Below are 19,128 nucleotides of genomic sequence, written 5' to 3'. Positions count from 1 at the left end.
ACCGTCCACCAACCAGTTGGTTGAGGTTTGAGGTGCGTGGAATGGCTGACCAGACCGACCGTCGACAGGCACTGATCCGTGCGGCGTTCGCGGCGATCGCAGACCAGGGTTTCGAGGGTTTCCGGTTGCGGCCGATAGCCGCGGCCGCCGGCATCGACCACTCCACGCTGCACCACTACTTCCGGACCAAGGAGGACCTGATCGCGGCGGTGCTTGAGCACGTCACCAGCCAACTCGAGGGGACCATGCAACCCGACCTGGCGCCCCCCGAGCGACTGCGTCGCCACCTGGGTGCGGTCGCCACGGCGATCGTGGAACGGCCCGAGCTCTTCATCGTGCTCGACGAGCTTGACCTGCGCGCCCGCCGCGACGCGGCGATGGCCGCCAACATCAGACATGACGAGAAGGGCTGGCGGGCCGCGCTCGCGGCGCTCTTCGAAGCAGGCATCGAACAAGGGACCTGGTCGCTCGACCTCGACGTCGACGCCAGTGTGGAGCTGGTCATCGCCACCCTCAAGGGCCTTCGCCTACGTCCCGACACGGCCGAGGTCGTCGTCAGGCAGCTGTGCGACCTCTACTCACGGGGAGCCTCAGAATGATCAACGTTGTCATCATCGGTGCCGGCATCGGCGGTCTCGCGCTCGCTCAGGGCCTGCGCGGACACGGCATCGAGGTCGTGGTGTACGAGCGCGACGCGCATCGGGACGACCGCCTGGACCGCTACCGGCTCGCGATCAACCCGGCCGGCAGCCGGTCGTTGCGCGCCTGCCTGCCCGACCAGCAGTGGCAGATGTTCCTGGACACCGCGGGCCGCCCTGGTGGCGGCTTCGGCTTCCTCGACAGCGATCTTCGCGAACTGGTGGTCGTCGAGGACCCGATCATGTACCCGCAGGTCACCGAGCCCGCCGAGCGGTCGTACCCCGTCGACCGCCACACGTTGCGCGGCATCCTCCTCGACGGGCTCGGCGACGCCGTCCGCTACGGCAAGACCTTCGACCGCTACGAGCTTGCCGCCGACGGCCGCCCCACCGCCCACTTCGCCGACGGCACCTCGGCAACGGGCGACATCCTCGTCGGCGCCGACGGGATCAACTCCCGGCTGCGCGCGCAGTACCTGCCCGCCGCGACCCTCCGCGACACCCACGCGATCGGGGTCGGACTCAAGCTGCCGCTCGACACCGACACCCGAACCTGGCTGCCCACACGGCTCGGTCAGGGCATGAACCTCATCATGGCGGCCGCACCGTACTTCCTGTTCACCTCGGCGTTCGAACGTCAACAGCCGGCCGGGGACGACTACCTCCTGTGCGCCTTTGTCGCCCGCGACGGCCAGCTCCCCGCACATCCGGAACGCCTCGACGGCACCCGACTCAAGGCCCACATCGCGAGCCTGACCACCGACTGGCATCCGGCGCTACGTCAGCTCATCGACCGGTGCCCACCAGACGACGTGAGCGCGTTTCCGTTCCGGGCGTCCGACCGCCCAGCACCCTGGACCCCCTCTCGGGTCACTGTTCTCGGCGACGCCCTGCACGGCATGCCGCCAACCGGCGGCAACGGCGCCAACACCGCCCTGCGCGACGCCGCCCTCCTCACTCGCCAACTCTCGCAGGTCGCCCGGGGCCAGCTACCCCTACTCGACGCGATCGGCGACTACGAGGCCGAAATGCGCGAATACGGCTTCCAGGCCGTCGACGTAGCCATGGAAACCCTGCGACAGGGGCTGACAAGCAACCCGGTCGACATGTTCTTCAGTCGTACGTGGTTCCGTTTCTGCAACCTGGCGGCGCCGCTTCGCCGCGTCACGTTCGGCAACAGCTGGGCAAAGGTCAGCGCCCCCCGCGAATGGGAGCGGGCGGTCACCACTCCGATCCACACGCGGTAAGCGACCGCTCGCCATCCATCCGTGCACAGACAGGACATCGGGCGCACCACCGGCGTAGGGCCGCGTCGATCAGGCACGGGGCACGCCGGAGCGTCGGCTCTTGACCGTGCGCATCGACGGCCCTACCTTTCAGGCTTACATCGGAAAGTTTCCTAACTGTTGTGCCGTCGCTCCATCCTCCAGTCAGGAGTGCACATGCGCGGATCCGTCCTTCGCCGGCTCGGCACCGTCACCGCCCTGGCCACCACCACCGTCCTGCTCGCCGCGGTGGCCGTACCCCCGGCATCGGCCGCCCCCGGCGGACCGTCCCAGACCACCGGAAAGACCGGCGGCCACCGGGACGGCTACGTCAAGGTCGGCTACTTCACCCAGTGGGGCATCTACGGTCGGGCCTTCACCGTCAAGAAGCTGCACGACTCGGGTGCCGCCGGCCGGCTCACCCACCTCAACTACGCGTTCGGCAACGTCAGCCCGGACGGCCGCTGCTACGTCGACGGCGGCCCGGGCGAGGGCGATGCCTGGGCCGACTACCAGCGGCCGGTGCCGGCCGAGGAGAGCGTCGACGGCGTCGCCGACACCTGGGGCGAACCGCTGAACGGCAACTTCGGGCAGCTGCAGAAGCTCAAGAAACTGCACCCCGACCTGAAGGTGCTGATCTCGCTCGGCGGCTGGAGCTGGTCGACGCACTTCTCCGACGCCGCGCTGACCCCCGAGTCGCGCCGGAAGTTCGTCACCTCCTGCATCGACCTCTACCTCCGGGGCAACCTGCCGAACCCGGACGGCAGCGCCGGCGGCCCCGGCTCGCTCGCCGGGGTCTTCGACGGCATCGACCTCGACTGGGAGTGGCCAGGCTCGGTCGGCGACGTCGACACCGTCTACCGCCCGGAGGACAAGCAGAACTTCACCGCCCTGGTCGCCGAGTTCCGCCGCCAGCTCGACGCGCTCGGCCGGCCGACCCGCAAGCACTACGCGCTGACCGCGTTCGTACCGGCGAACACCGGTGCGATCGACGCCGGCTTCGAGGTGAAGAAGGTCTTCCGGAACCTCGACTTCGCCACCGTCCAGGGATACGACTTCCACGGCGGCTGGGACCCGGTCGCCAACCAGCAGTCCGCGCTGCGGGTGCCGGCCGGGGCCACCGAGCCGGACTACGCGCTCGACCGCGTGGTCGACGCCTGGATCGACCGGGGCGCCGAACGCCGCAAACTGGTGATCGGCATCCCGTACTACGGCCGAGGCTGGACCGGGGTGACCGGCGGACGCAACGGGCTGTTCGGCGCCGCCACCGGCCCGGCCCCGGCGACGTACGAACCCGGTTACGAGGACTACAAGATCCTCAAGGACAAGGTCGGCCGGGACGGCTTCCGGCTCTACCGGGACGTCCGGGCCGGCACCGCCTGGCTCTACGACGGCACCACCTTCTGGACGTACGACGACCCGGCGGTGATCCTGCAGAAGATGTTCTTCATCCGGACCGAGCGACTCGGCGGGGCGATGGTCTGGTCGCTGGACGGCGACGACGACCAGGCGACCTTGACCAGGACGATCGACCTGGGACTCTGGACGCCGTAACCACAAGTTGACCCGGCGTGGCCGGGGGTCGTCTCCCCGACGGCCACCGGCCACGTCTGCTCTCGCCCAGCACACCTGGCGTTTTATCCCGGTATGGACTGCTGATTGGGCATCAGGTGGGGCTCGCCCACCCCACAGTCGAGGCTCCGGCAGGTCACCATCTGGTCGGCGTCGTTATGGCGAGCCGGGCGGTCGTCGCGGTGAGCCATACCAGGCCCAGGGCCGCTCCCATGAAGAAGACCAGGACGCTCGCCGAAGAGCCGACGAAGCCGGCGATGACGACCACCGGGACGATCCGGGAGGCCAGCGCCCAGCGACGCCGACCCTGGGCGGAAAAGCGCCGCGCGAACACGATGAATGCCGCGCACAGCGCCAGGTAGCCGATCATGCCCCCGAACATGTGGACGGCGCCGTGGGTGCTGAGAGTGGGGGTGGTCGGGTCTTCGGGGGTGTCGACAGGGAAACCGGCACCGGGATCGGCCGCGAACACCGCGCTGACCAGGAATGAGATGCCGAACGCGGTGACCAGCCGGGGTACCCAGGTGGCGCCTGGCCCGCCGTGCAGTGCTCGCCGCAGGCCGATCGCGCCGGCGATGATCAGTGTTCCGGCAATGACGAAGTTGATTACCTGTATCCAGCCCAGGTCGCCGAGGCTGAGTTGGCTGATGGCGTTGCGGGTGAAATCGAAGCCTTCGCGGGTCAGACCCTGGACCACGCCTACCGCAAGGAATAGCGGGCCGGCAATGACACCGCAGTTCAGCAGGAGCCGGGTTACCCCGTCGGCCTTGGTTTGATCGGTGGAGACGCCCGGCCCGCGAATGCCGTCGAACAGCTCGGACACCATCTCCCGCGCAGCATGCATCGAAACTCCTTGCACAGTGAGGTCATGGTTTCCCTCGCCCGTAGGGCCTCTGCTGGCTACTGGTGAGGAGGGGTGAAATCAACGATCCCCCCAAGCCCCTGGAAGGATCAACGCGGGATGACGCCACGATCGTTTAGCCAGGGGCAACGATAATTGCGGCTTTTACCTGCACTTCCTGCTCGGGGTGGACCGCCGCCCCCGACCGGTCCGACAGACGACGTGCACCACCGGGACGACAACTCACGAAGGCCGCCGACCGCCCGTACGGGGTACAGCGCCGACATCCGGGATGCAACGGGTGCCGGGCCCACTAGCGTCCTTACTGAGGACAGGACACCAGCGACGCACATCAAGATCCATTGATGCGCACCCGCTGGTCAGAGCGGATCTGGTCACTGACTACGGTGAGTGGGACAGCCGCCGTGCGCCCCGCGAAGGTACGGCTTCGGCCGTACGTGAGGAGACGCCCATGCCCGCCCGCCACGCCGGCACGCCGCGGCCGTCCGCCACCCGACGACTCTTCCTGCCCGCGCTGGCGGTGGTGGTGGTCGGCCTGGTGGTCGGGGTCGTCGGGGTCGTCGAGGCGATCGGCAATCCTCACCCGGACACCGGTGGCGGCCAGGTCGCGGCCCTGCCGCCCGCCCCGCACCCCGGCGAGCCGGCTCCCGGGCGGGTCCCGCCGAGCCCGACCCGGTCCCCCGAACCGCCTCCGATCAGGTACCCGGAGTCCGGGCCGCAGTCCTGGCGGACCGTCGCCGGACGCAGCCCGGTCCTCGGCGAGGAGGGGCAGTTGATGCGGTTCCGGGTCGCGGTCGAGAAGGGCATCACCGGCATCACCCCGGAGGACTTCGCGGACGCGGCGGTGGCCACCCTCGGCGACCCGCGCAGCTGGACCGGGAGCGGCGACTGGCGCCTGCAGCGGGTCGGGCCGAAGGACACCGCCGACTTCACCCTCTATCTCGCCACCCCGGCGACCCGCGACAAGCTCTGCGCCGACGGGTACGACCGCTACACCTCCTGCCGCAACGGCGCCAGTGTGGTGATCAACGTGGCCCGCTGGGCGCACGGCGTCCCGAACTACGGTGCCCCGCTGGCGGCGTACCGGCAGTACGTGATCAACCACGAGGTCGGGCACCGGCTCGGCCACGGCCACGAACTGTGCCCGGGACGCGGCAAGGTGGCCCCGGTGATGCAGCAGCAGACGCTCGGCATGCACGGCTGCAAGCCGAACTCCTGGCCGCTGCGCGACGGCAAGCCGTACGCCGGGCGTCCCGGCCAGTACGACGACCCGATCCCGCGCGACGACCACTGAACTGTCCGGGCCTGATCGACGGGCCGCCGGCCTTCACAGCTGGAGTTGGTACTCGATCGCCCGGTGGGTCGGTACGTAGCCCAGTGTGTCGTTGATCGACCGCATGTGCCGGTTCTCGTCGGCGGTGTCGGTGAGCAGCCCACCGAGCTCCGGATACCGGGTCCGGGCCTGCCGGACCGCCTCGGCCTTCATCCACCGGCCGAGCCCGTGACCCCGGTGTTCGGGCAGCACCCCGGTGCCGTAGTGCTGGCCGTCGCCCCGGCCGTCACCCGGGACGACCAGTTCGGTGAAGCCGACGATCACGTCGTGTGCGGTGTCGACGGCGGCCACCGTGTGCAGCAGGTCGCCACGGTCGGCGATGGCCCGGGCGGCGGCCCGGACCCGTGCCACGTCCCAGACGGCGGTGCCGTGGTCGACCTCCCCCATCGGCATGTCGTCCATCGCCCGACGGGACGCGGCGAACGTCCCGGCCAGCTCGTCCGGCACGACACCGTCCCAGGAGATCAGCCGGTAACCGGGATGTGGTCGGCCGGCGAGGTCGGCGATGGTGGCCAGGTCCGCGTCGGCCAGGGCGAGCCGGGCGTACGTCAACGCCAGGACCGGCCGGAAGCCGGCGGCGGCCAGGAACGCGTCGCCGGGCGAACCTGCCTCGACCTGGGCGACGACCGCTCGGCGGTGCTCGGCCCGGGCGGCCTGCACGGTGGTGGCCAGCAGCCGTGACCCGGTGCCCCGCCGCCGCGACGCCGGATGGACGTGCAGCTCGAGTTCGGCCAGGTGGTCCTGACCGGGCCGGGTGAAGAGCCGGAGGAAGGCCGAGCCGACCGGAACACCGTCCGGCCCGGAGGCCAGCCAGGCCAGACGGCGACTCGACGGATAGTTTTCCGGGTCGACCAGTGCGGTGACGCGCTCGGACAAGTCAGCTCCAGCGGGGAGGGCGGGAGGTGCTCCGCAATCCGGTCACGACCCTCGTACGGCCCGACGACGCTAACCGGACCGTCGTACGGCCGCAACCGGATTGCTCGCCGCCCCGGGCCGGGTCAGCAGCCGCAGGAGACTCCGACAGCGGTCAGCGCGTCCACCGGGCCGCGTCGCGTGCCGCCGCCGGTCTGCACCGGGAAGCCCTCCCGGACCCAGTACTCGTAGCCGCCGAGCATCTCCTTGACCTGGTAACCGAGCTTGGCGAACTCGAGTGCGGCCCGGGTGGCGCCGTTGCAGCCGGGCCCCCAGCAGTACGTCACCACCGTCGCACCGGCGGGGACGAGCCGCCCGGCCCCGGTCGCGACCTCCCGGGTCGGCAGGTGGACGGCGCCGGGCAGATGCCCCTGCTCCCAGCCGTCGAGGCTGCGGGTGTCGACGACGACAAGTCCGGGGACGCCGGCCTCCAGATCCGCGTGGACGTCACTGACGTCGGTTTCGAAGGTCAGTCGGGCGGCGAAGTGGGCGATGGCGTGCTCCGCCGGCGCGGGCGGCGTGGACAGTACGGAAGACATGGGAAGAGCGTCGTCCAGCTCACCGGCGCCGACCAGTGGCGCCAGCGACGCCCTCCGCTAACATTCCGCCATGTCACAGGTCACCGGCCGCAGGCCGACCGTCTCGGTGCTCGCCTACGACGGCATGTCGGTCTTCGAGATCGGCATCGTCACCGAGGTCTTCGGCCTCCCGCGTCCCGAGTTCCCCGTCCCGTGGTACGAGCTGACCGTCTGCGCTGAGACCCCCGGACCGGTACGCGTCGTCGGCGGCGCGACCCTGCACACGCCGTACGGGCTGGACGCCTTCGCCGCCGCCGAAACGGTGATCGTGCCCGGCGTACCCGACGTCGGCGCCGACCCGTCACCGGAACTGGTCGCCGCGCTACGGCTGGCGTACGCCCGCGGGGCGCGGATCATGTCGATCTGCTCCGGCGCGTTCGCGCTGGCCGCCGCCGGGCTGCTCGACGGCCGACCGGCGACCACCCACTGGCGGTACGCCGAGCGGTTCCGGCAGCGGCATCCCCTGGTCGACCTCGACCCGGACGTGCTCTACATCGACGACGGAGCGGTGCTGACCAGTGCCGGCAGCGCGGCCGGGCTCGACCTGTGCCTGCACGTCGTCCGGCGGGACCACGGTGCGGCGATCGCCAACGCGGTCGCCCGCCGGTTGGTGATCCCGCCGCACCGCGACGGTGGACAGGCCCAGTTCGTCGAGGCTCCGGTCAGCGCCGACCCGACCGACGACCGGGTCGCCGGGAGCATGGCCTGGGCGTCGGCGAACCTGGCCGGACGGATCACCGTGGAGACGCTGGCCCGGCGGGCGCACATGTCCACCCGTACCTACCTGCGTCACTTCACCAGGGCCACCGGCACCACCCCGATCCGCTGGCTGATCAACCAGCGGGTACAGGCCAGTCTCGCCCTGCTCGAAACCACCGGCACCCCGATCGAGCAGGTCGCCGAGGCCGTCGGGTTCGACACCGCCGTCACCTACCGCCACCACTTCGGTCAGCTGATGCGGACCTCACCGTCGGCGTACCGCCGGGCCTTCCAGACCGCCGGGGCGGCCGGACGGCGTGGGCCGGAGCCGGCCGGTGCACCTCCGACGGTCGGGGCACCCACCGCCGACGCGACCGCCTAGCGCGGCGGGCGGGCGGGACGGCCGACGGCCCGGCACGCCGGGTGGCGGGCCGGGCCGACGGTCAGGTGCGGTCAGTGCCGGTTGCGGTACGTCTTGATCGCACTGTCGACGGCGTCCCAGCCGGTGATCAGGATCGTGACGACCACGGCGACGGTCGCGGCCCTGTCCAGGTTGTCGCCCCGGCCGAGCCACTCGAACCGGGCGACGAACTCGGGGTTGAGCAGCCGGTCGGTCAGCAGCAGCCAGATCACCGGCACCGCGAACGCGAGGTCGAGGAGCACGTTCGCCCCGAACAACGGCCAGGTCCACTGGCCGGCACGGTGCTTGGCGATCTCCAGGCCGATGGTGGCGACCAGGACCGCGATCAGGTACGGCAGCCAGAAGCTCCACAGTGCCGGGTCGAGGATCGGCAGGTTGCCGCCGGTGCCGTCGGTGACGAACGACCGGAACTGCTGGATCGGCAGGTACGCGATGACCAGGGCCAGAAAGCCGATCGCGGCGGCCGTGTCGGTGATGGTGATCTGCCGGTGGGAGTGGTTCTCGGGAAGCTGGTCGACGGTCCAGTCGGGCAGGTTCAGTGGGATGTTGGTCCGTTCGAGGATCGCGAAGACCAGGGTGACCCAGAAGGCGATCTGGACCGCGACCTGGAGGGCGGTGGTGATGCCGGCGCCGACCGCCCCACCGACCTGGTCGCCGTCGGTCGCCTCCAACAGGCCGACCAGGATCCCGACGGTGGCCGGTACGAAGCTGAGCAGCAGCATGAGCAGGCGTTGCCAGGCCAGGTAGTAGGTGGGCCCGATGAGCTGGAGTCGGCGGTCGGCGTAGCGGGCGGCGAGCTGTGCGGGGTTGCCCAGTTCGGTGAGCACCTCACGTTCGGCGGTGGTGGTGTCCTGCCCGCCTGCCGTCCGGTCCTCGATCATGTCCTCGATCGAGGCGCGGAGCTCGGTGGCGATCTCCGCGCGGCGGGGTGCCGGGACGGACCGCAGGGTCGCGGCGAGATAGCGGTCGGTCAGGGAGGTCATCGGTCCACTCCTTCGATGAGGCCGGTCAGGGAGGTCTGTACGGCGGCGAGGTCGTCGAGGAGGCGGCGCAGCATCGACTCGCCCTGGTCGCTGGTCCGGTAGAACTTGCGCGGTCGGCTCTCCTCGGTGTTCCACTCGCTGGTCAGCAGCCCCTGTTCCTCGAGGCGGCGCAGCAGCGGGTAGAGCGTGTTGGCGTCCACCGGGAAGCCGTGGCCGGTGAGCCGTTGCAGCAGTGCGTAGCCGTAGTCGGGCCGCCGCAGGGCGATCAGGCTCGCCACCACGACGGTGCCCCGCCTCAGCTCCTGGAGGTGGGTCCGAAGGATGTCGTCGCTGCCCATGCATCACACGATAGTGTGTGACACACACTGTTGTCCAGTCATGCATCACCGCGTCTCGCACGATGAGTTGTTACGACAGGGCGTCCCGCCCGAGTCTCACTCCACGCCGGCCGGCGGCCGGTCGTCGTCGGACAGCGGAACCTGCGGGGCGAGACGCCGGATCGCGTCCCGGACATCGTCGTGGATTCCCTCGATCCGGAAGCCGGCAAAAACGTGCTCGACCTGCCCACCCTCGGCTAGGTGCAGGACGAGCGCCCGGCTCGGGGCGACCGCGCCGCCACCACCGACCCACCCGTAGCCCACCCAGGACACCGCACTCCACGGCAGCATCGAAGCGCCATCGACCACCCGGATGCCCTCGGTGGTGATCTCGACGAGCAGCCGGCCGCTGCTCCTGGCCCGGATGACCCAGTTGAGGACGCCGACCCCGACCACCAGTGGACCGCCGACCACCACCGCGCCGGTGATCCCCTTGACCAGCCCGGTGATCAACAGGGCGACGAAGGGGGACCCGTAGAAGAGGGTGCCGCCCAGCCACCACACCTTGTCGAACCAGTCGCCCCAGACGTCACGTCGGATGAACGCGTCCCCGTCGCCGGACACCGGACCTCCCAGCCCACCGCATGGTCGATGCCATCGACGGTAGGCATCTTCCGCCACCCGACCTGCCCGCGCCCCACCGGCTGGGGCATCAGCCGACTCCCCGCAAACGCTCCACCTCCGGGCTGAGGCCGACCGGATTCCCCGGATCCGGCACCGCCCGGAAGTACTGTCGGAGGGGCGTCGTAGGGTCCCGTCGTGCACACCACACCGCCCGGCCCGATCGACGTACCCACGGTCTTCCCGCCGGTCGCACGGTTCGCCCGGACGACGGTCCGGCTGCACCCCCGCCGCGGTACGCCGACCGTCGACCAGAGCTCGATGGGCGGCCCGCTGTGGTGGCCGGCGGACGAGCCGTGGCCGACCTGCGACGGACCGGACGACTTCGACCACCTCGACCATGGGCCGGCCGAACCCGAGGTGCCGCTGGTGCCGGTGCTGCAACTGCTGGCCGACGACGTTCCCGAGTTGCCGTTCCCGACCGGCACCGACGTCCTGCAGGTGCTGTGGTGCCCGTTCGACCATGACCCGTTCAGTGCGCCCCGCCCGGAGCTGCGCTGGCGCCGACGCGCCGACATCGGTGCCCGCCGGCAGGAGATGCCGAAGCCCGACGGCGAGGCGGACCCCGAGCACATCCCGGATCCGTGTGTCCTCGACCCGGAGCGGGTGATCGAATACCCCGGCTACGACCTGCCGGCAGCCGTGTGGCCGCAGATCCGGGACACGATCACGCAGGTGGAGCGGGACACCGGCTGGGCGTACGAGACCGATCTGGCGGTCGCCTCGGGGACGAAGGTCGGTGGCTATCCCGGTTGGACCCAGCTGCCGCAGTGGCCGGTGTGCCGGTGCGGCTCGACCATGCAGCACCTGCTTACCGTGGCGAGCTGGGAGTTCAGCCGTGGCGACGAGAAGCGGTGGATCCCCCTGGAGGACCGCCCGGCGATGGCCGGTTGGGACTTCGACAGCCCCGACGACCACCCGTGGCGGGCGCTGCAGAGCCCGGCCGGCCTGATGCTCGGCGATGCCGGCGGCATCTACCTCTTCGTCTGCACAAAATGCCCCGACCGGCCGTACGACTACCGGTTCGACTGCGCCTGACGTCTCCGGCCCCCTCCGTGGGTTACGACCACAGGCGTGGGACGCCCACGCCCGACACCTCGTCGCACCGTTCACCGCCGGACGGCGACCCGGCCCGCCGACGCGCCGCGACAACCACCGCGACGGCCGCCACGAGGGTGGAGCCCACCACCACCGTGGCGGCGACCAGGGTCTGCCGGTCGAGCCGGATCACCGGTATGCCACGCTTCGCCTGCCAGGTCACCACCGCGAACACACCGGTGTAGCCGAGGGCGGCGACGCCGACCAGCCGGGCCCGGACCCGCTCGTCGCGCAGCCAGCCGTGCCGGCTCGCGAGCGCCCCCAGGAACGCGGTGACGAGCAGCAGCACCTGGATGGCGTGCAGCCCGACGAAGTGCGGCACCCGGAGGTCACCGCCGGTGGTACTCCAGTGGGTGAGGAACATTCCGTTGCCGTCGGGGTCGCCGATGCCGTGGCCGCCGGTCATCAACACCGCGTCGCCGTTCGCGTCGGTCACCGTACGGGGTGTCGACCCGGCGGAGCCGGCGAGCCAGAGGGCCACGACCATGCCGGCGGCGGCAAGTCCGAGCCCGGCGCCCAGCGCGCGGCGCACGGCGCGGTCACCGGTGCGGTCAATCAGGACCAGGATCGCGATAACCAGTGTGACCAACAGGAGCGGCCCGACGCCGACGGAGAAGACCGTCCGTACGGTCTGCGCGACCGGTTCGTTGTTGTTGTTGAAATGGCTGAAGGTGCCGTTCGTTGCGGCGTAGGCGACGGCGCCGACGTCCAGCAGGCCGGCGACCGCGAAGACCGTGCCGAACCACCAACCGGTACGTCTGCCCCTGTTCAACTTGCTGAGCAGCCACGCCAACGTCAGGCCGTACACCCCCATGGCGAAGCCGAACTTCATCGGCTTCACCCAGACCGACTCGCCCAGCAGCAGACGGTCGTCGACGACCAGGCCGACGCCGGAAGCCAGCGTCAGCGTGAACATGAGGATCGCGTGCACCACCAACGGCCGATGCCAGCCGCGGATCGCACGAAGAGCTGTGCTGAGGTTGGTCAAGGGACACTCCCACCGGAGGATCAGCCGGTCGTGGCTGGATGGACGAGCCGGCGTCGGACGATGCCGATCTGTTCACCAGCCTCGGGGGAGGCGCCGCGCGAAACCATCCGATACGCCCCCGTACGGGTACGCCGGACAGCCCTCCGGGCAGACGTGGGGTTAACCCCCGGCGGTCGCCGCCGGGCTGACCGGAACGATGGTGAATCCGGCCTACGATCGAGACATCGACACACGACACCTGAAGGGAATCCTCGCCGGTACGGGCCTGGCGGGGTTCAAGCCGAACTCTCCGGAAGGTCTGCCGCCCACCCGACAACCGAGCAACACCAGAGAGGAACCTGTCATGTCTCAGGCACACCGGCGTCTGCTCACGCGTACCGGACTGGCTCTGGGCCTCGTCCTCGCCGCCATCACATCCGTGGCCTCACCCGCCTCGGCCCACAGCCTGGGTGAAGCCGTCGCGTCGGCGCAGGGCTGCGGCTGGCCGAACGGCGGCTACACGGTGCTCACCAGGGAGGATCTCTGGGACGACCGGAACAACATGCCCCTGGGCGAGGTCTATGTGCTGTGGAGCCGCACCTACCAGGAGAACTGCGTGCTCACCCTCAGGGTCGGCCGGGCCGACGGCGTCGCCAGCTACACCGAGGCGGTCCTGGAGCGCCAGGGCATGAGCACCATCCGGGACGAGGGGAACTACGCCCACTACGCGGCGGCCAGCGGCTACGCCGCCGGCACGTGCATCAGGTGGACGGGCTCCATCGGGGCGATCTACGGCGGAGGGATCTACGCCACCACGACCACTTCCTGGAGATACTGCGACTGACCCGGCGGTGGCGGTCAGCGGTCCGGTGACGTTTCGGAGCGGGTGGCGATCGCGACGTGACAGGTCGCTGCCTGGCACCGGGACTCCAAGCAGAACGGCCGGGCGGGCCGCGCCGGGGCGGCCCGCCCGGATGGTACGACCGGTCAGCTGGTCCGGCCGACCTCGTCGACGACGGCGAGCGCCAGTACGGCTGAATATCCGGAGGTGCCGAGGAGCGTGTACGTCTCGGCGTCGAAGACGAGGACCTGGTCCGTCGGGCCGTTTGCGGTGATTGACGGCCAGGCGATGCCGATACCTGGCCGGCCGGCGCCGTCCGTCACGTTCTCGACGGCACGCAGACCCGGCACCGCCGCCGCGGCCTGGTACAGCGCCGCCCGCGACTCCGGGCGCAGATAGCCTCCGGCGAGGTAGTAGACGTCCTTGCCGGCGGAGTTGACCGAGCCGGGCTCGCCGCTGCGGTGCTTCGCCAGGTAGGCCCCCATGGCGGCCGCCTCGGTGGGCAGGTCGGGGCGGTACGCGGGCTCCGGGGTGCACGGTTCGGTCCGACCCGGCAGCGCCTGGCCGCCCTTCACCACGGCGGCCTGCCCGTCCCGACAGCCCGGGACGAGGGTCTGGGTGCTCTCGCCGCCCGTGACCTCCTTCACGAGGCCGTCCCGGGTTCCGTCCACCGAGAGCCAGCTCTCGTAGGTCGACGGGCCGTCCTGGATCCGACGGTAGATGAACTGGTCGGCCCGCGGGGTGGCGTCGGGCAGCCGGAGCGCCGCCGCCGCCGCGTTGTGCAACACCTGGGTGGCGTCGGCCCTGGCCGCCGGTACCTCACCGCCCACCTGATCGGGGGCGAGCACGAGTACGGAGGTGACGGCCGCCGCGACACCCGCCGCCGCCAACCCGCTGAACACCAGCCGCCAGTTCCGTCGGGTGGAGCGTCGGATGGTGGTAAGCCCGGGGGACGTCTTGGTCATCTCGGTCACCAACCGGTTGCGGGCCGAGGCCAGCCGTTCGGGGGTCGTCGGTGGGATCTCCTGGCCGAGTTCCCGGAGTAGGCGAAGGTCATCCATTGCTCGATATCTCCTCGATAATCTCGGTGGGATCGCTGCCCAGTTCCTCGCGGAGCAGCTTGCGGGCCCGGTGGAGTCGCGACCGCACGGTGCCGACCGGGATCTCCAACGCGGCGGCCACCTCGTCGTAGGTCAGTTCTTCCCAGGCGATCAGCAGCAGTACGTCGCGATCGCCGGAGGAGAGCCTGGCCAGCGCGCTGAGCAGGATGTGACGCAGCGACTGCGCGGTGACCACGGTGGTGACCCGGTCGGCGTGCGACGGTGCACTCGTCGTGGGGACGTACGCCTGCCGCCCCCGGTACTCACGCTCCTCCTCGCGCCGGTGTTGGCTGACGGTGTTGGTGGCGATCCCGTACAGCCATGGCCGGGCGTCCGGGTGAGCGGTGTCGAACCGCTCCCGGCGTCGGAACGCCGCCAGGAACGTCTCGGCGAGCAGGTCGTCCGCGATCCCGGCACCGACCCGCCGCGCCAGATAGCGATGGATGTACGGCGCGTGCCGGTCGAAGATCATTGCGAAGCTCTCGGGATCCCGGATCGACCGCTCGATGACCGCCGCGTCCGTCAGTGTGCTGACGTCGACAGCCTTGACCCGTCTTGAACGATTCATGCACGACCTTTCGCGGAGCCGGGAGTCGTCACCTGTTATCCGCATGCGGTCGGAAAATGGTTCACGGGCCAACATCACCCACACCCGGCGGCGGAACGCCGGCCGCCCCTCGCCGACGATCACGCGCGAGCCCGTACCCGGTGAAGGTCGACGGCACCCGGCACCACTGCCTGCTCGCCAGCCCGGTGTCGCGTGGCACATTCCAGCTCGGGGTCAACCGGCGGCCGGTCAGCCGAGGGCGACGACGAAGGCTTGGCGGGGGTCCGGGCGCCGGTCAGGTGAGCAGATGAGACCGCTCGCGTCTTCGTTCCGAACGAACGATCATGGGCCCTGAGCTGATCCCGGAGGCCACTGGAAGCTGCGACAACGGCCTTCAAGATCCGTACGCGTCCGCTGGCGTCCGGGCCGATCGTTACTCAGCGGGACCGACTGGCCGCCATCGACGCCTGGTACTCCGGAAAACACCGCCACTTCGGCGCGAACATTCAAGCAGTCATGCGCCCGGACGGGCTACCGATCTGGACATCGGCGGCGATGCCCGGGCACCTCCACGACGCCAGCTGCGCCCGCGAACTCGGCGTCACCGCCGCGCTGAACTGGTCCGCCGCCGAACTCGACCTGCCCGCCCTGGCCGACTCCGGCTACGAAGGCACTGGTCAAGGCATCAAGACCCCGGTCAAGCAGCCGGCCGACGGCAAACCACTCGTCCCCGACAACCGCGCCTACAACCGACTCCTGCGCGGTCTGCGCCGGCAGGGCGAACGCGGCTTCGCGATCCTGGTCGGCCATTGGAAAGCCCTGCATCACACCACGATCAGCCCACGCCGGATCGGCGACATCGTCGCCGCAGCCCTGCACCTGACCCATTTCGAATACAAGTATCTACCCGGACCTTGTTGAGATCAGTTCACTGCAACCCACCGACGAGCACGCACTACAGGCTTAGCGCCGGATCCGGCGCCATTGGTCCTCGCGGGCCATCTATGAGCCCGATGCTATTGGCATCTTCGTCGTTTGCCGAAGGAGATGCAGCGTGGCATTGGCGGTCGCCGGCGCTGTCCGGGTCGAGGACGTCCTCATACACCCCGACCTTGAACCTGATCAGGTCCAGGCACTCGGCGAGTCTGCCGATCTGGGCGGTGACGTGGGCTTGGTGCTCGCGCATGAGCGTAAGTCGTTCCTCCTCATTTCCGGCTCCTTGCCGGACGAGGTCGGCGTATCGGCGTAGCGCGGGCAGGGGCATGCCGGAGGCGCGCAAGATGATGCAGACGGTGAGCCAGTCCACGTCATCCTGGCTGTAGACGCGGCGCCCGCCAGGTCCGCGTCGCACAGGGTTGACGAAGAGGCCCTCGTGCTCGTAGAAGCGCAGCGCGTGGACGCTCAAGCCGGTGCGTTCGGCGACCTGCCCGATGCTCAGATTTGTGGTGACCTCAGCCATACCGTTCAGGGTAGCGGCTTGACCTAGAGCCGAATCTAGATCCTAGGGTTCCCGTGCGGTCGACGCTTCTGTCGCTCTGTGATCACGGCTGAATCAGTAAGGGTAGTATCACCATGCGCTATCGCACCCTCGGTGGAACTGGTATTCAAGTCAGTGCCTACTGCCTCGGGACCATGATGTTCCAGGATGGCTGCAACTCCGACCACGACGATTGTGTCCGTATCATCCATGCCGCTCTGGATCAGGGGATCAACTTCGTCGATACCGCCGACATGTACGGACAGGGAGAGTCCGAGGAGATCGTGGGCAAGGCGCTGCGGGGGCGTCGTGATGACGTTGTATTGGCCACCAAGGTGCACTTTCAGATGGGTGAGGGCCGCAATCGCAGTGGCAACTCGCGCCGTTGGATCCTCAAGGCGGTTGAGGACAGCCTCAGGCGCCTGAACACCGACTGGATCGACCTCTACCAGGTCCACCGCCCCGACGACTCGACCGACGTCGAGGAGACGCTCTCCGTGCTCACCGACCTCGTGCGCCAGGGGAAGATCCGCGCTTTCGGCTGCTCGACGTTCCCGGCTGAGGAGATCGTCGAGGCGCATCACGTCTCCGAGCGTCGTGGCCTCGGACGCTTCCGCACCGAGCAGCCGCCGTATTCGATCCTGGCCCGCGGGATCGAGGCCTCGGTCCTGCCCGTCTGCCAGCGCTACGGAATGGGCGTGCTGGTCTGGAGCCCACTGGCCTTCGGGTTCCTCACCGGCAAGTATCGCAAGAACCAGCCCATCGACCTCTCAACCGGCCGTCCCACAATCCGGCCGGAACGATTCGATCCCACGATCGCGGAAAACGCCGCCAAGCTCGACGTCGTCGAGCAGCTCGTCGAACTCGCGGAAAACATCGGTTGCACCCTCCCGCAGCTCGCCATTGCGTTCACCGTGGCCCACCCGGGGGTCACCTCGGCGATCATCGGACCGCGGACCATGCCGCAGCTGGAGGATCTCCTCAAGGGCGCCGCGCTAACCCTGGACGATGCGGCCCTCGACCGGATCGACGAGATCGTGCCGCCCGGGACCAACCTGTACAACCCCAACGCTCCCTTGCCCCCGCGCTCACTGACCGACACCGCGCTGCGTCGCCGCACACTCGCCGACCGCGCCGCGGCCTGAGCGAGCTGATAGTTGGTGGGCCAGATTTTGAATCGAGGGAGACGGGCGTCCCCCCGTCTCCCTCGCGCTTTCCGAGTCTTCTGGTTCGGTGAAGCCGTCAGCCCTGTTCGGTACCGCGACCACGGCGACGCTGCTGTCGCTGCTCGCGGCCACGCAGCTGGATGCCGGTCCGCCGGATGGGAGTCCTGGCGGCGGCGAGCTGGTCACCATGGCTAATCCTCGGCCTGCCAGCCGGTGCGCTCGCCGACCGGTGGTCGCCCCGCACGACGATGATCGTGAGCGATCTGGCCGCGACCGCCGCTGCCGCGATCGTGCCGTTGCTGTGGGTGACCGGCACGCTAACGCTTGCGGCACTGATCGCGGTCGCGTTCGTGATCGGGACTTCTACGAGGACAGTCTCACGGTCGCCGAGGCGCTCAGCGACCGAAACTGCGACCACAGGCAGAACGCCCGGTGGGTCGTTTCTGACCCACCGGGCGTTCTGCCTGTTCAGTGGCGGTGGCGGCGGGATTTGAACCCGCGGAGGGCGTAGACCCTCACACGCTTTCGAGGTCTGCCGGTCACCGTTCAACCAAGACCGGCGCCGTCCGTGGACTGCGGCGATGGCCGTTGCCCGGATGCGGCCGGTCGCCGCTGAACGCGCCTGAACGAGACGACGATTGAGACGACCTCCGCCTCCGGCACACGCCGCCACTACGCACCCGTCGACACGCACCGTCGGCCCGGTGAGGCGGAAACCACAACGGCTGTTGTCGGCGAGCTTCGCAGCTACACCCTGCTCGACGCCAACCAACCCCCGTCGATGGCAGCTCCCGGGACATCCTGCTGTCGGAGGCGTGGTCGAGGGTCGAACAGCCACAGGCACAGACATGGCTACGGGTGGGCACGACCCAAAGCATTGCCGCCCTGGTACCACCAGCAGTACTATCAAGGTGTGCCCTCGGTAGAAAAGATCATAGAGGCGATGCGAAGCAACCCGCAGAACATCACTTACAACGATCTCAAGAGGGTGTGTGAACACTACTTCGGAGAGCCTCGACAAGTCGGCACTTCCCACGCAGTATTCAAAATGCCGTGGGCGGGAGACCCGCGCGTGAATATACAAAACGACAAAGGCAAAGCCAAGGCGTATCAGGTAAGGCAAGTACTGAAGGCGATCGCCAGGAAGGAGGGCATGTAATGCAAGCCACCCATCCCGAGGTGACCCACTACACCTACCGCGTTACGTGGTCAGCCCAGGACAACGAGTTCGTCGCCACCTGCGCCGAGTTCCCATCCCTCTCGTGGTTGGCCTCCTCCCAGATCGAAGCCCTGCAGGGGCTTCAGGACGTACTGCGTGACGTGGTCGCAGACATGCAGCAGCGGGGCGAGGAAGTACCGGAGCCATTCGCCGAACGTAGCTACTCAGGAAAGTTCAATGTTCGCGTCGGAGAAAGCTTGCACCGCGAGCTGGCAATCCACGCCGCAGAGGACGGGCTGAGTCTCAACCAATATGTCCTACGGAAGCTGACGGCAGCCTGATCATCGCGAGACGCCTCGGCCCCTGCAGGGATGTCGGGGCATCTCGGAACGTGTCAAGGATTTGAGGCCAGCGGGAGTTATGCGGCCTGAGGTTCCGCCTCTGGTTTGTTGATCCAAACGTGTTCGGGTAGATCGAGGATCTTCGGTAGGAGCCGGTTGGTGCCGAAGCGT

The 19,128-nt window shown here is 69.2% G+C and carries 20 protein-coding genes; 10 read left to right on the top strand and 10 right to left on the bottom strand.

Going from position 1 to position 19,128, the window contains the following annotated elements; genetic code table 11:
* Positions 1–41: 41 nt before the first annotated feature.
* The 3 genes from ABGB05_RS01990 (at position 42) to ABGB05_RS01980 (ending at position 3,457) form a co-directional block, all read left to right on the top strand.
* Positions 42–599, top strand: a complete 558-nt coding sequence (locus ABGB05_RS01990; protein ID WP_347651374.1) for a TetR/AcrR family transcriptional regulator — start codon at positions 42–44, stop codon at positions 597–599.
* Complete coding sequence (locus tag ABGB05_RS01985) at positions 596–1,885, top strand: NAD(P)/FAD-dependent oxidoreductase (protein WP_347651373.1); 1,290 nt, start codon at positions 596–598, stop codon at positions 1,883–1,885. The genes ABGB05_RS01990 and ABGB05_RS01985 overlap by 4 nt, the downstream gene beginning before the upstream one ends.
* Positions 1,886–2,080: 195 nt before the next feature.
* The gene (locus tag ABGB05_RS01980) at positions 2,081–3,457 is read left to right on the top strand and encodes a glycoside hydrolase family 18 protein (RefSeq protein ID WP_347651372.1); all 1,377 of its coding nucleotides are present in this window, start codon (positions 2,081–2,083) and stop codon (positions 3,455–3,457) included.
* A gap of 154 nt (positions 3,458–3,611) precedes the next feature.
* Here the strand turns inward: ABGB05_RS01980 and ABGB05_RS01975 are convergent, their stop codons facing one another.
* On the bottom strand, positions 3,612–4,319 hold the full coding sequence (locus tag ABGB05_RS01975; RefSeq protein WP_347651371.1) for a DUF998 domain-containing protein: 708 nt from the start codon (positions 4,317–4,319) through the stop codon (positions 3,612–3,614).
* Positions 4,320–4,788: 469 nt separating this feature from the next.
* On the opposite strand from ABGB05_RS01975, the gene ABGB05_RS01970 reads away from it, so the two are divergent.
* Complete coding sequence (locus ABGB05_RS01970; RefSeq protein ID WP_347651370.1) at positions 4,789–5,631, top strand: DUF3152 domain-containing protein; 843 nt, start codon at positions 4,789–4,791, stop codon at positions 5,629–5,631.
* A 33-nt stretch (positions 5,632–5,664) separates the two neighbouring features.
* Here the strand turns inward: ABGB05_RS01970 and ABGB05_RS01965 are convergent, their stop codons facing one another.
* Both ABGB05_RS01965 and ABGB05_RS01960 read right to left on the bottom strand, forming a co-directional pair.
* A complete protein-coding gene (locus tag ABGB05_RS01965; RefSeq protein WP_347651369.1) occupies positions 5,665–6,546 on the bottom strand; it encodes a GNAT family N-acetyltransferase in 882 nt (293 codons plus the stop codon).
* A 122-nt stretch (positions 6,547–6,668) separates the two neighbouring features.
* On the bottom strand, positions 6,669–7,121 hold the full coding sequence (locus tag ABGB05_RS01960; RefSeq protein WP_347651368.1) for a rhodanese-like domain-containing protein: 453 nt from the start codon (positions 7,119–7,121) through the stop codon (positions 6,669–6,671).
* Positions 7,122–7,191: 70 nt separating this feature from the next.
* Here ABGB05_RS01960 and ftrA point away from each other — a divergent pair, with 70 nt between their 5' ends.
* Positions 7,192–8,241 carry a transcriptional regulator FtrA gene (gene ftrA, locus ABGB05_RS01955; protein ID WP_347651367.1) on the top strand — a complete coding sequence of 350 codons (1,050 nt, stop codon included), beginning with the start codon at positions 7,192–7,194 and terminating at the stop codon, positions 8,239–8,241.
* 71 nt (positions 8,242–8,312) lie between these two features.
* Here the strand turns inward: ftrA and ABGB05_RS01950 are convergent, their stop codons facing one another.
* The 3 genes from ABGB05_RS01950 to ABGB05_RS01940 all read right to left on the bottom strand — a co-directional run bounded on the left by ABGB05_RS01950 (position 8,313) and on the right by ABGB05_RS01940 (position 10,204).
* Positions 8,313–9,263 (bottom strand): permease prefix domain 1-containing protein, encoded by a 951-nt coding sequence (locus ABGB05_RS01950; protein ID WP_347651366.1) that lies wholly within the window; start codon positions 9,261–9,263, stop codon positions 8,313–8,315.
* A complete protein-coding gene (locus ABGB05_RS01945; protein WP_347651365.1) occupies positions 9,260–9,601 on the bottom strand; it encodes a PadR family transcriptional regulator in 342 nt (113 codons plus the stop codon). The genes ABGB05_RS01950 and ABGB05_RS01945 overlap by 4 nt, the downstream gene beginning before the upstream one ends.
* 96 nt (positions 9,602–9,697) lie before the next feature.
* Complete coding sequence (locus tag ABGB05_RS01940) at positions 9,698–10,204, bottom strand: hypothetical protein (protein ID WP_347651364.1); 507 nt, start codon at positions 10,202–10,204, stop codon at positions 9,698–9,700.
* A gap of 195 nt (positions 10,205–10,399) precedes the next feature.
* On the opposite strand from ABGB05_RS01940, the gene ABGB05_RS01935 reads away from it, so the two are divergent.
* Positions 10,400–11,299 carry a hypothetical protein gene (locus tag ABGB05_RS01935; protein WP_347651363.1) on the top strand — a complete coding sequence of 300 codons (900 nt, stop codon included), beginning with the start codon at positions 10,400–10,402 and terminating at the stop codon, positions 11,297–11,299.
* A 22-nt stretch (positions 11,300–11,321) separates the two neighbouring features.
* Here the strand turns inward: ABGB05_RS01935 and ABGB05_RS01930 are convergent, their stop codons facing one another.
* Positions 11,322–12,347 (bottom strand): hypothetical protein, encoded by a 1,026-nt coding sequence (locus ABGB05_RS01930; protein ID WP_347651362.1) that lies wholly within the window; start codon positions 12,345–12,347, stop codon positions 11,322–11,324.
* A gap of 343 nt (positions 12,348–12,690) precedes the next feature.
* On the opposite strand from ABGB05_RS01930, the gene ABGB05_RS01925 reads away from it, so the two are divergent.
* Positions 12,691–13,170 carry a hypothetical protein gene (locus ABGB05_RS01925; protein ID WP_347651361.1) on the top strand — a complete coding sequence of 160 codons (480 nt, stop codon included), beginning with the start codon at positions 12,691–12,693 and terminating at the stop codon, positions 13,168–13,170.
* A gap of 143 nt (positions 13,171–13,313) precedes the next feature.
* Here the strand turns inward: ABGB05_RS01925 and ABGB05_RS01920 are convergent, their stop codons facing one another.
* The gene (locus tag ABGB05_RS01920; protein ID WP_347651360.1) at positions 13,314–14,228 is read right to left on the bottom strand and encodes a CU044_5270 family protein; all 915 of its coding nucleotides are present in this window, start codon (positions 14,226–14,228) and stop codon (positions 13,314–13,316) included.
* The gene (locus ABGB05_RS01915) at positions 14,221–14,835 is read right to left on the bottom strand and encodes an RNA polymerase sigma factor (protein WP_347651359.1); all 615 of its coding nucleotides are present in this window, start codon (positions 14,833–14,835) and stop codon (positions 14,221–14,223) included. The genes ABGB05_RS01920 and ABGB05_RS01915 overlap by 8 nt, the downstream gene beginning before the upstream one ends.
* Before the next feature lie 351 nt (positions 14,836–15,186).
* Here ABGB05_RS01915 and ABGB05_RS01910 point away from each other — a divergent pair, with 351 nt between their 5' ends.
* On the top strand, positions 15,187–15,735 hold the full coding sequence (locus ABGB05_RS01910) for a transposase family protein (protein ID WP_347651673.1): 549 nt from the start codon (positions 15,187–15,189) through the stop codon (positions 15,733–15,735).
* 34 nt (positions 15,736–15,769) lie between these two features.
* Here the strand turns inward: ABGB05_RS01910 and ABGB05_RS01905 are convergent, their stop codons facing one another.
* Positions 15,770–16,273 carry a MerR family transcriptional regulator gene (locus ABGB05_RS01905; RefSeq protein ID WP_347651358.1) on the bottom strand — a complete coding sequence of 168 codons (504 nt, stop codon included), beginning with the start codon at positions 16,271–16,273 and terminating at the stop codon, positions 15,770–15,772.
* Between the two features lie 113 nt (positions 16,274–16,386).
* On the opposite strand from ABGB05_RS01905, the gene ABGB05_RS01900 reads away from it, so the two are divergent.
* Positions 16,387–17,436, top strand: a complete 1,050-nt coding sequence (locus ABGB05_RS01900; RefSeq protein ID WP_347651357.1) for an aldo/keto reductase — start codon at positions 16,387–16,389, stop codon at positions 17,434–17,436.
* 1,179 nt (positions 17,437–18,615) lie between these two features.
* Entirely contained in the window at positions 18,616–18,957 is a 342-nt protein-coding gene (locus ABGB05_RS01895) for a toxin-antitoxin system HicB family antitoxin (RefSeq protein ID WP_347651356.1), read from the top strand.
* The last annotated feature ends 171 nt before the right edge of the window (positions 18,958–19,128 follow it).

The organism is Plantactinospora sp. B5E13 (assembly GCF_039871775.1).
Lineage (GTDB): Bacteria > Actinomycetota > Actinomycetes > Mycobacteriales > Micromonosporaceae > Plantactinospora.
Note: the sequence above shows the minus strand (reverse complement) of the source record. Positions and strands in the feature narration are given on the sequence as shown.

Excerpts from the sequence above, each read along its gene's own strand:
- ABGB05_RS01990 (WP_347651374.1), top strand. The coding sequence starts at position 42 with ATGGCTGACCAGACCGACCGTCGACAGGCACTGATCCGTGCGGCGTTC.
- ABGB05_RS01985 (WP_347651373.1), top strand. The coding sequence starts at position 596 with ATGATCAACGTTGTCATCATCGGTGCCGGCATCGGCGGTCTCGCGCTC.
- ABGB05_RS01980 (WP_347651372.1), top strand. The coding sequence starts at position 2,081 with ATGCGCGGATCCGTCCTTCGCCGGCTCGGCACCGTCACCGCCCTGGCC.
- ABGB05_RS01975 (WP_347651371.1), bottom strand. The coding sequence starts at position 4,319 with ATGCATGCTGCGCGGGAGATGGTGTCCGAGCTGTTCGACGGCATTCGC.
- ABGB05_RS01970 (WP_347651370.1), top strand. The coding sequence starts at position 4,789 with ATGCCCGCCCGCCACGCCGGCACGCCGCGGCCGTCCGCCACCCGACGA.
- ABGB05_RS01960 (WP_347651368.1), bottom strand. The coding sequence starts at position 7,121 with ATGTCTTCCGTACTGTCCACGCCGCCCGCGCCGGCGGAGCACGCCATC.
- ftrA (WP_347651367.1), top strand. The coding sequence starts at position 7,192 with ATGTCACAGGTCACCGGCCGCAGGCCGACCGTCTCGGTGCTCGCCTAC.
- ABGB05_RS01950 (WP_347651366.1), bottom strand. The coding sequence starts at position 9,263 with ATGACCTCCCTGACCGACCGCTATCTCGCCGCGACCCTGCGGTCCGTC.
- ABGB05_RS01945 (WP_347651365.1), bottom strand. The coding sequence starts at position 9,601 with ATGGGCAGCGACGACATCCTTCGGACCCACCTCCAGGAGCTGAGGCGG.
- ABGB05_RS01925 (WP_347651361.1), top strand. The coding sequence starts at position 12,691 with ATGTCTCAGGCACACCGGCGTCTGCTCACGCGTACCGGACTGGCTCTG.
- ABGB05_RS01920 (WP_347651360.1), bottom strand. The coding sequence starts at position 14,228 with ATGGATGACCTTCGCCTACTCCGGGAACTCGGCCAGGAGATCCCACCG.
- ABGB05_RS01915 (WP_347651359.1), bottom strand. The coding sequence starts at position 14,835 with ATGAATCGTTCAAGACGGGTCAAGGCTGTCGACGTCAGCACACTGACG.
- ABGB05_RS01905 (WP_347651358.1), bottom strand. The coding sequence starts at position 16,273 with ATGGCTGAGGTCACCACAAATCTGAGCATCGGGCAGGTCGCCGAACGC.
- ABGB05_RS01900 (WP_347651357.1), top strand. The coding sequence starts at position 16,387 with ATGCGCTATCGCACCCTCGGTGGAACTGGTATTCAAGTCAGTGCCTAC.
- ABGB05_RS01895 (WP_347651356.1), top strand. The coding sequence starts at position 18,616 with ATGCAAGCCACCCATCCCGAGGTGACCCACTACACCTACCGCGTTACG.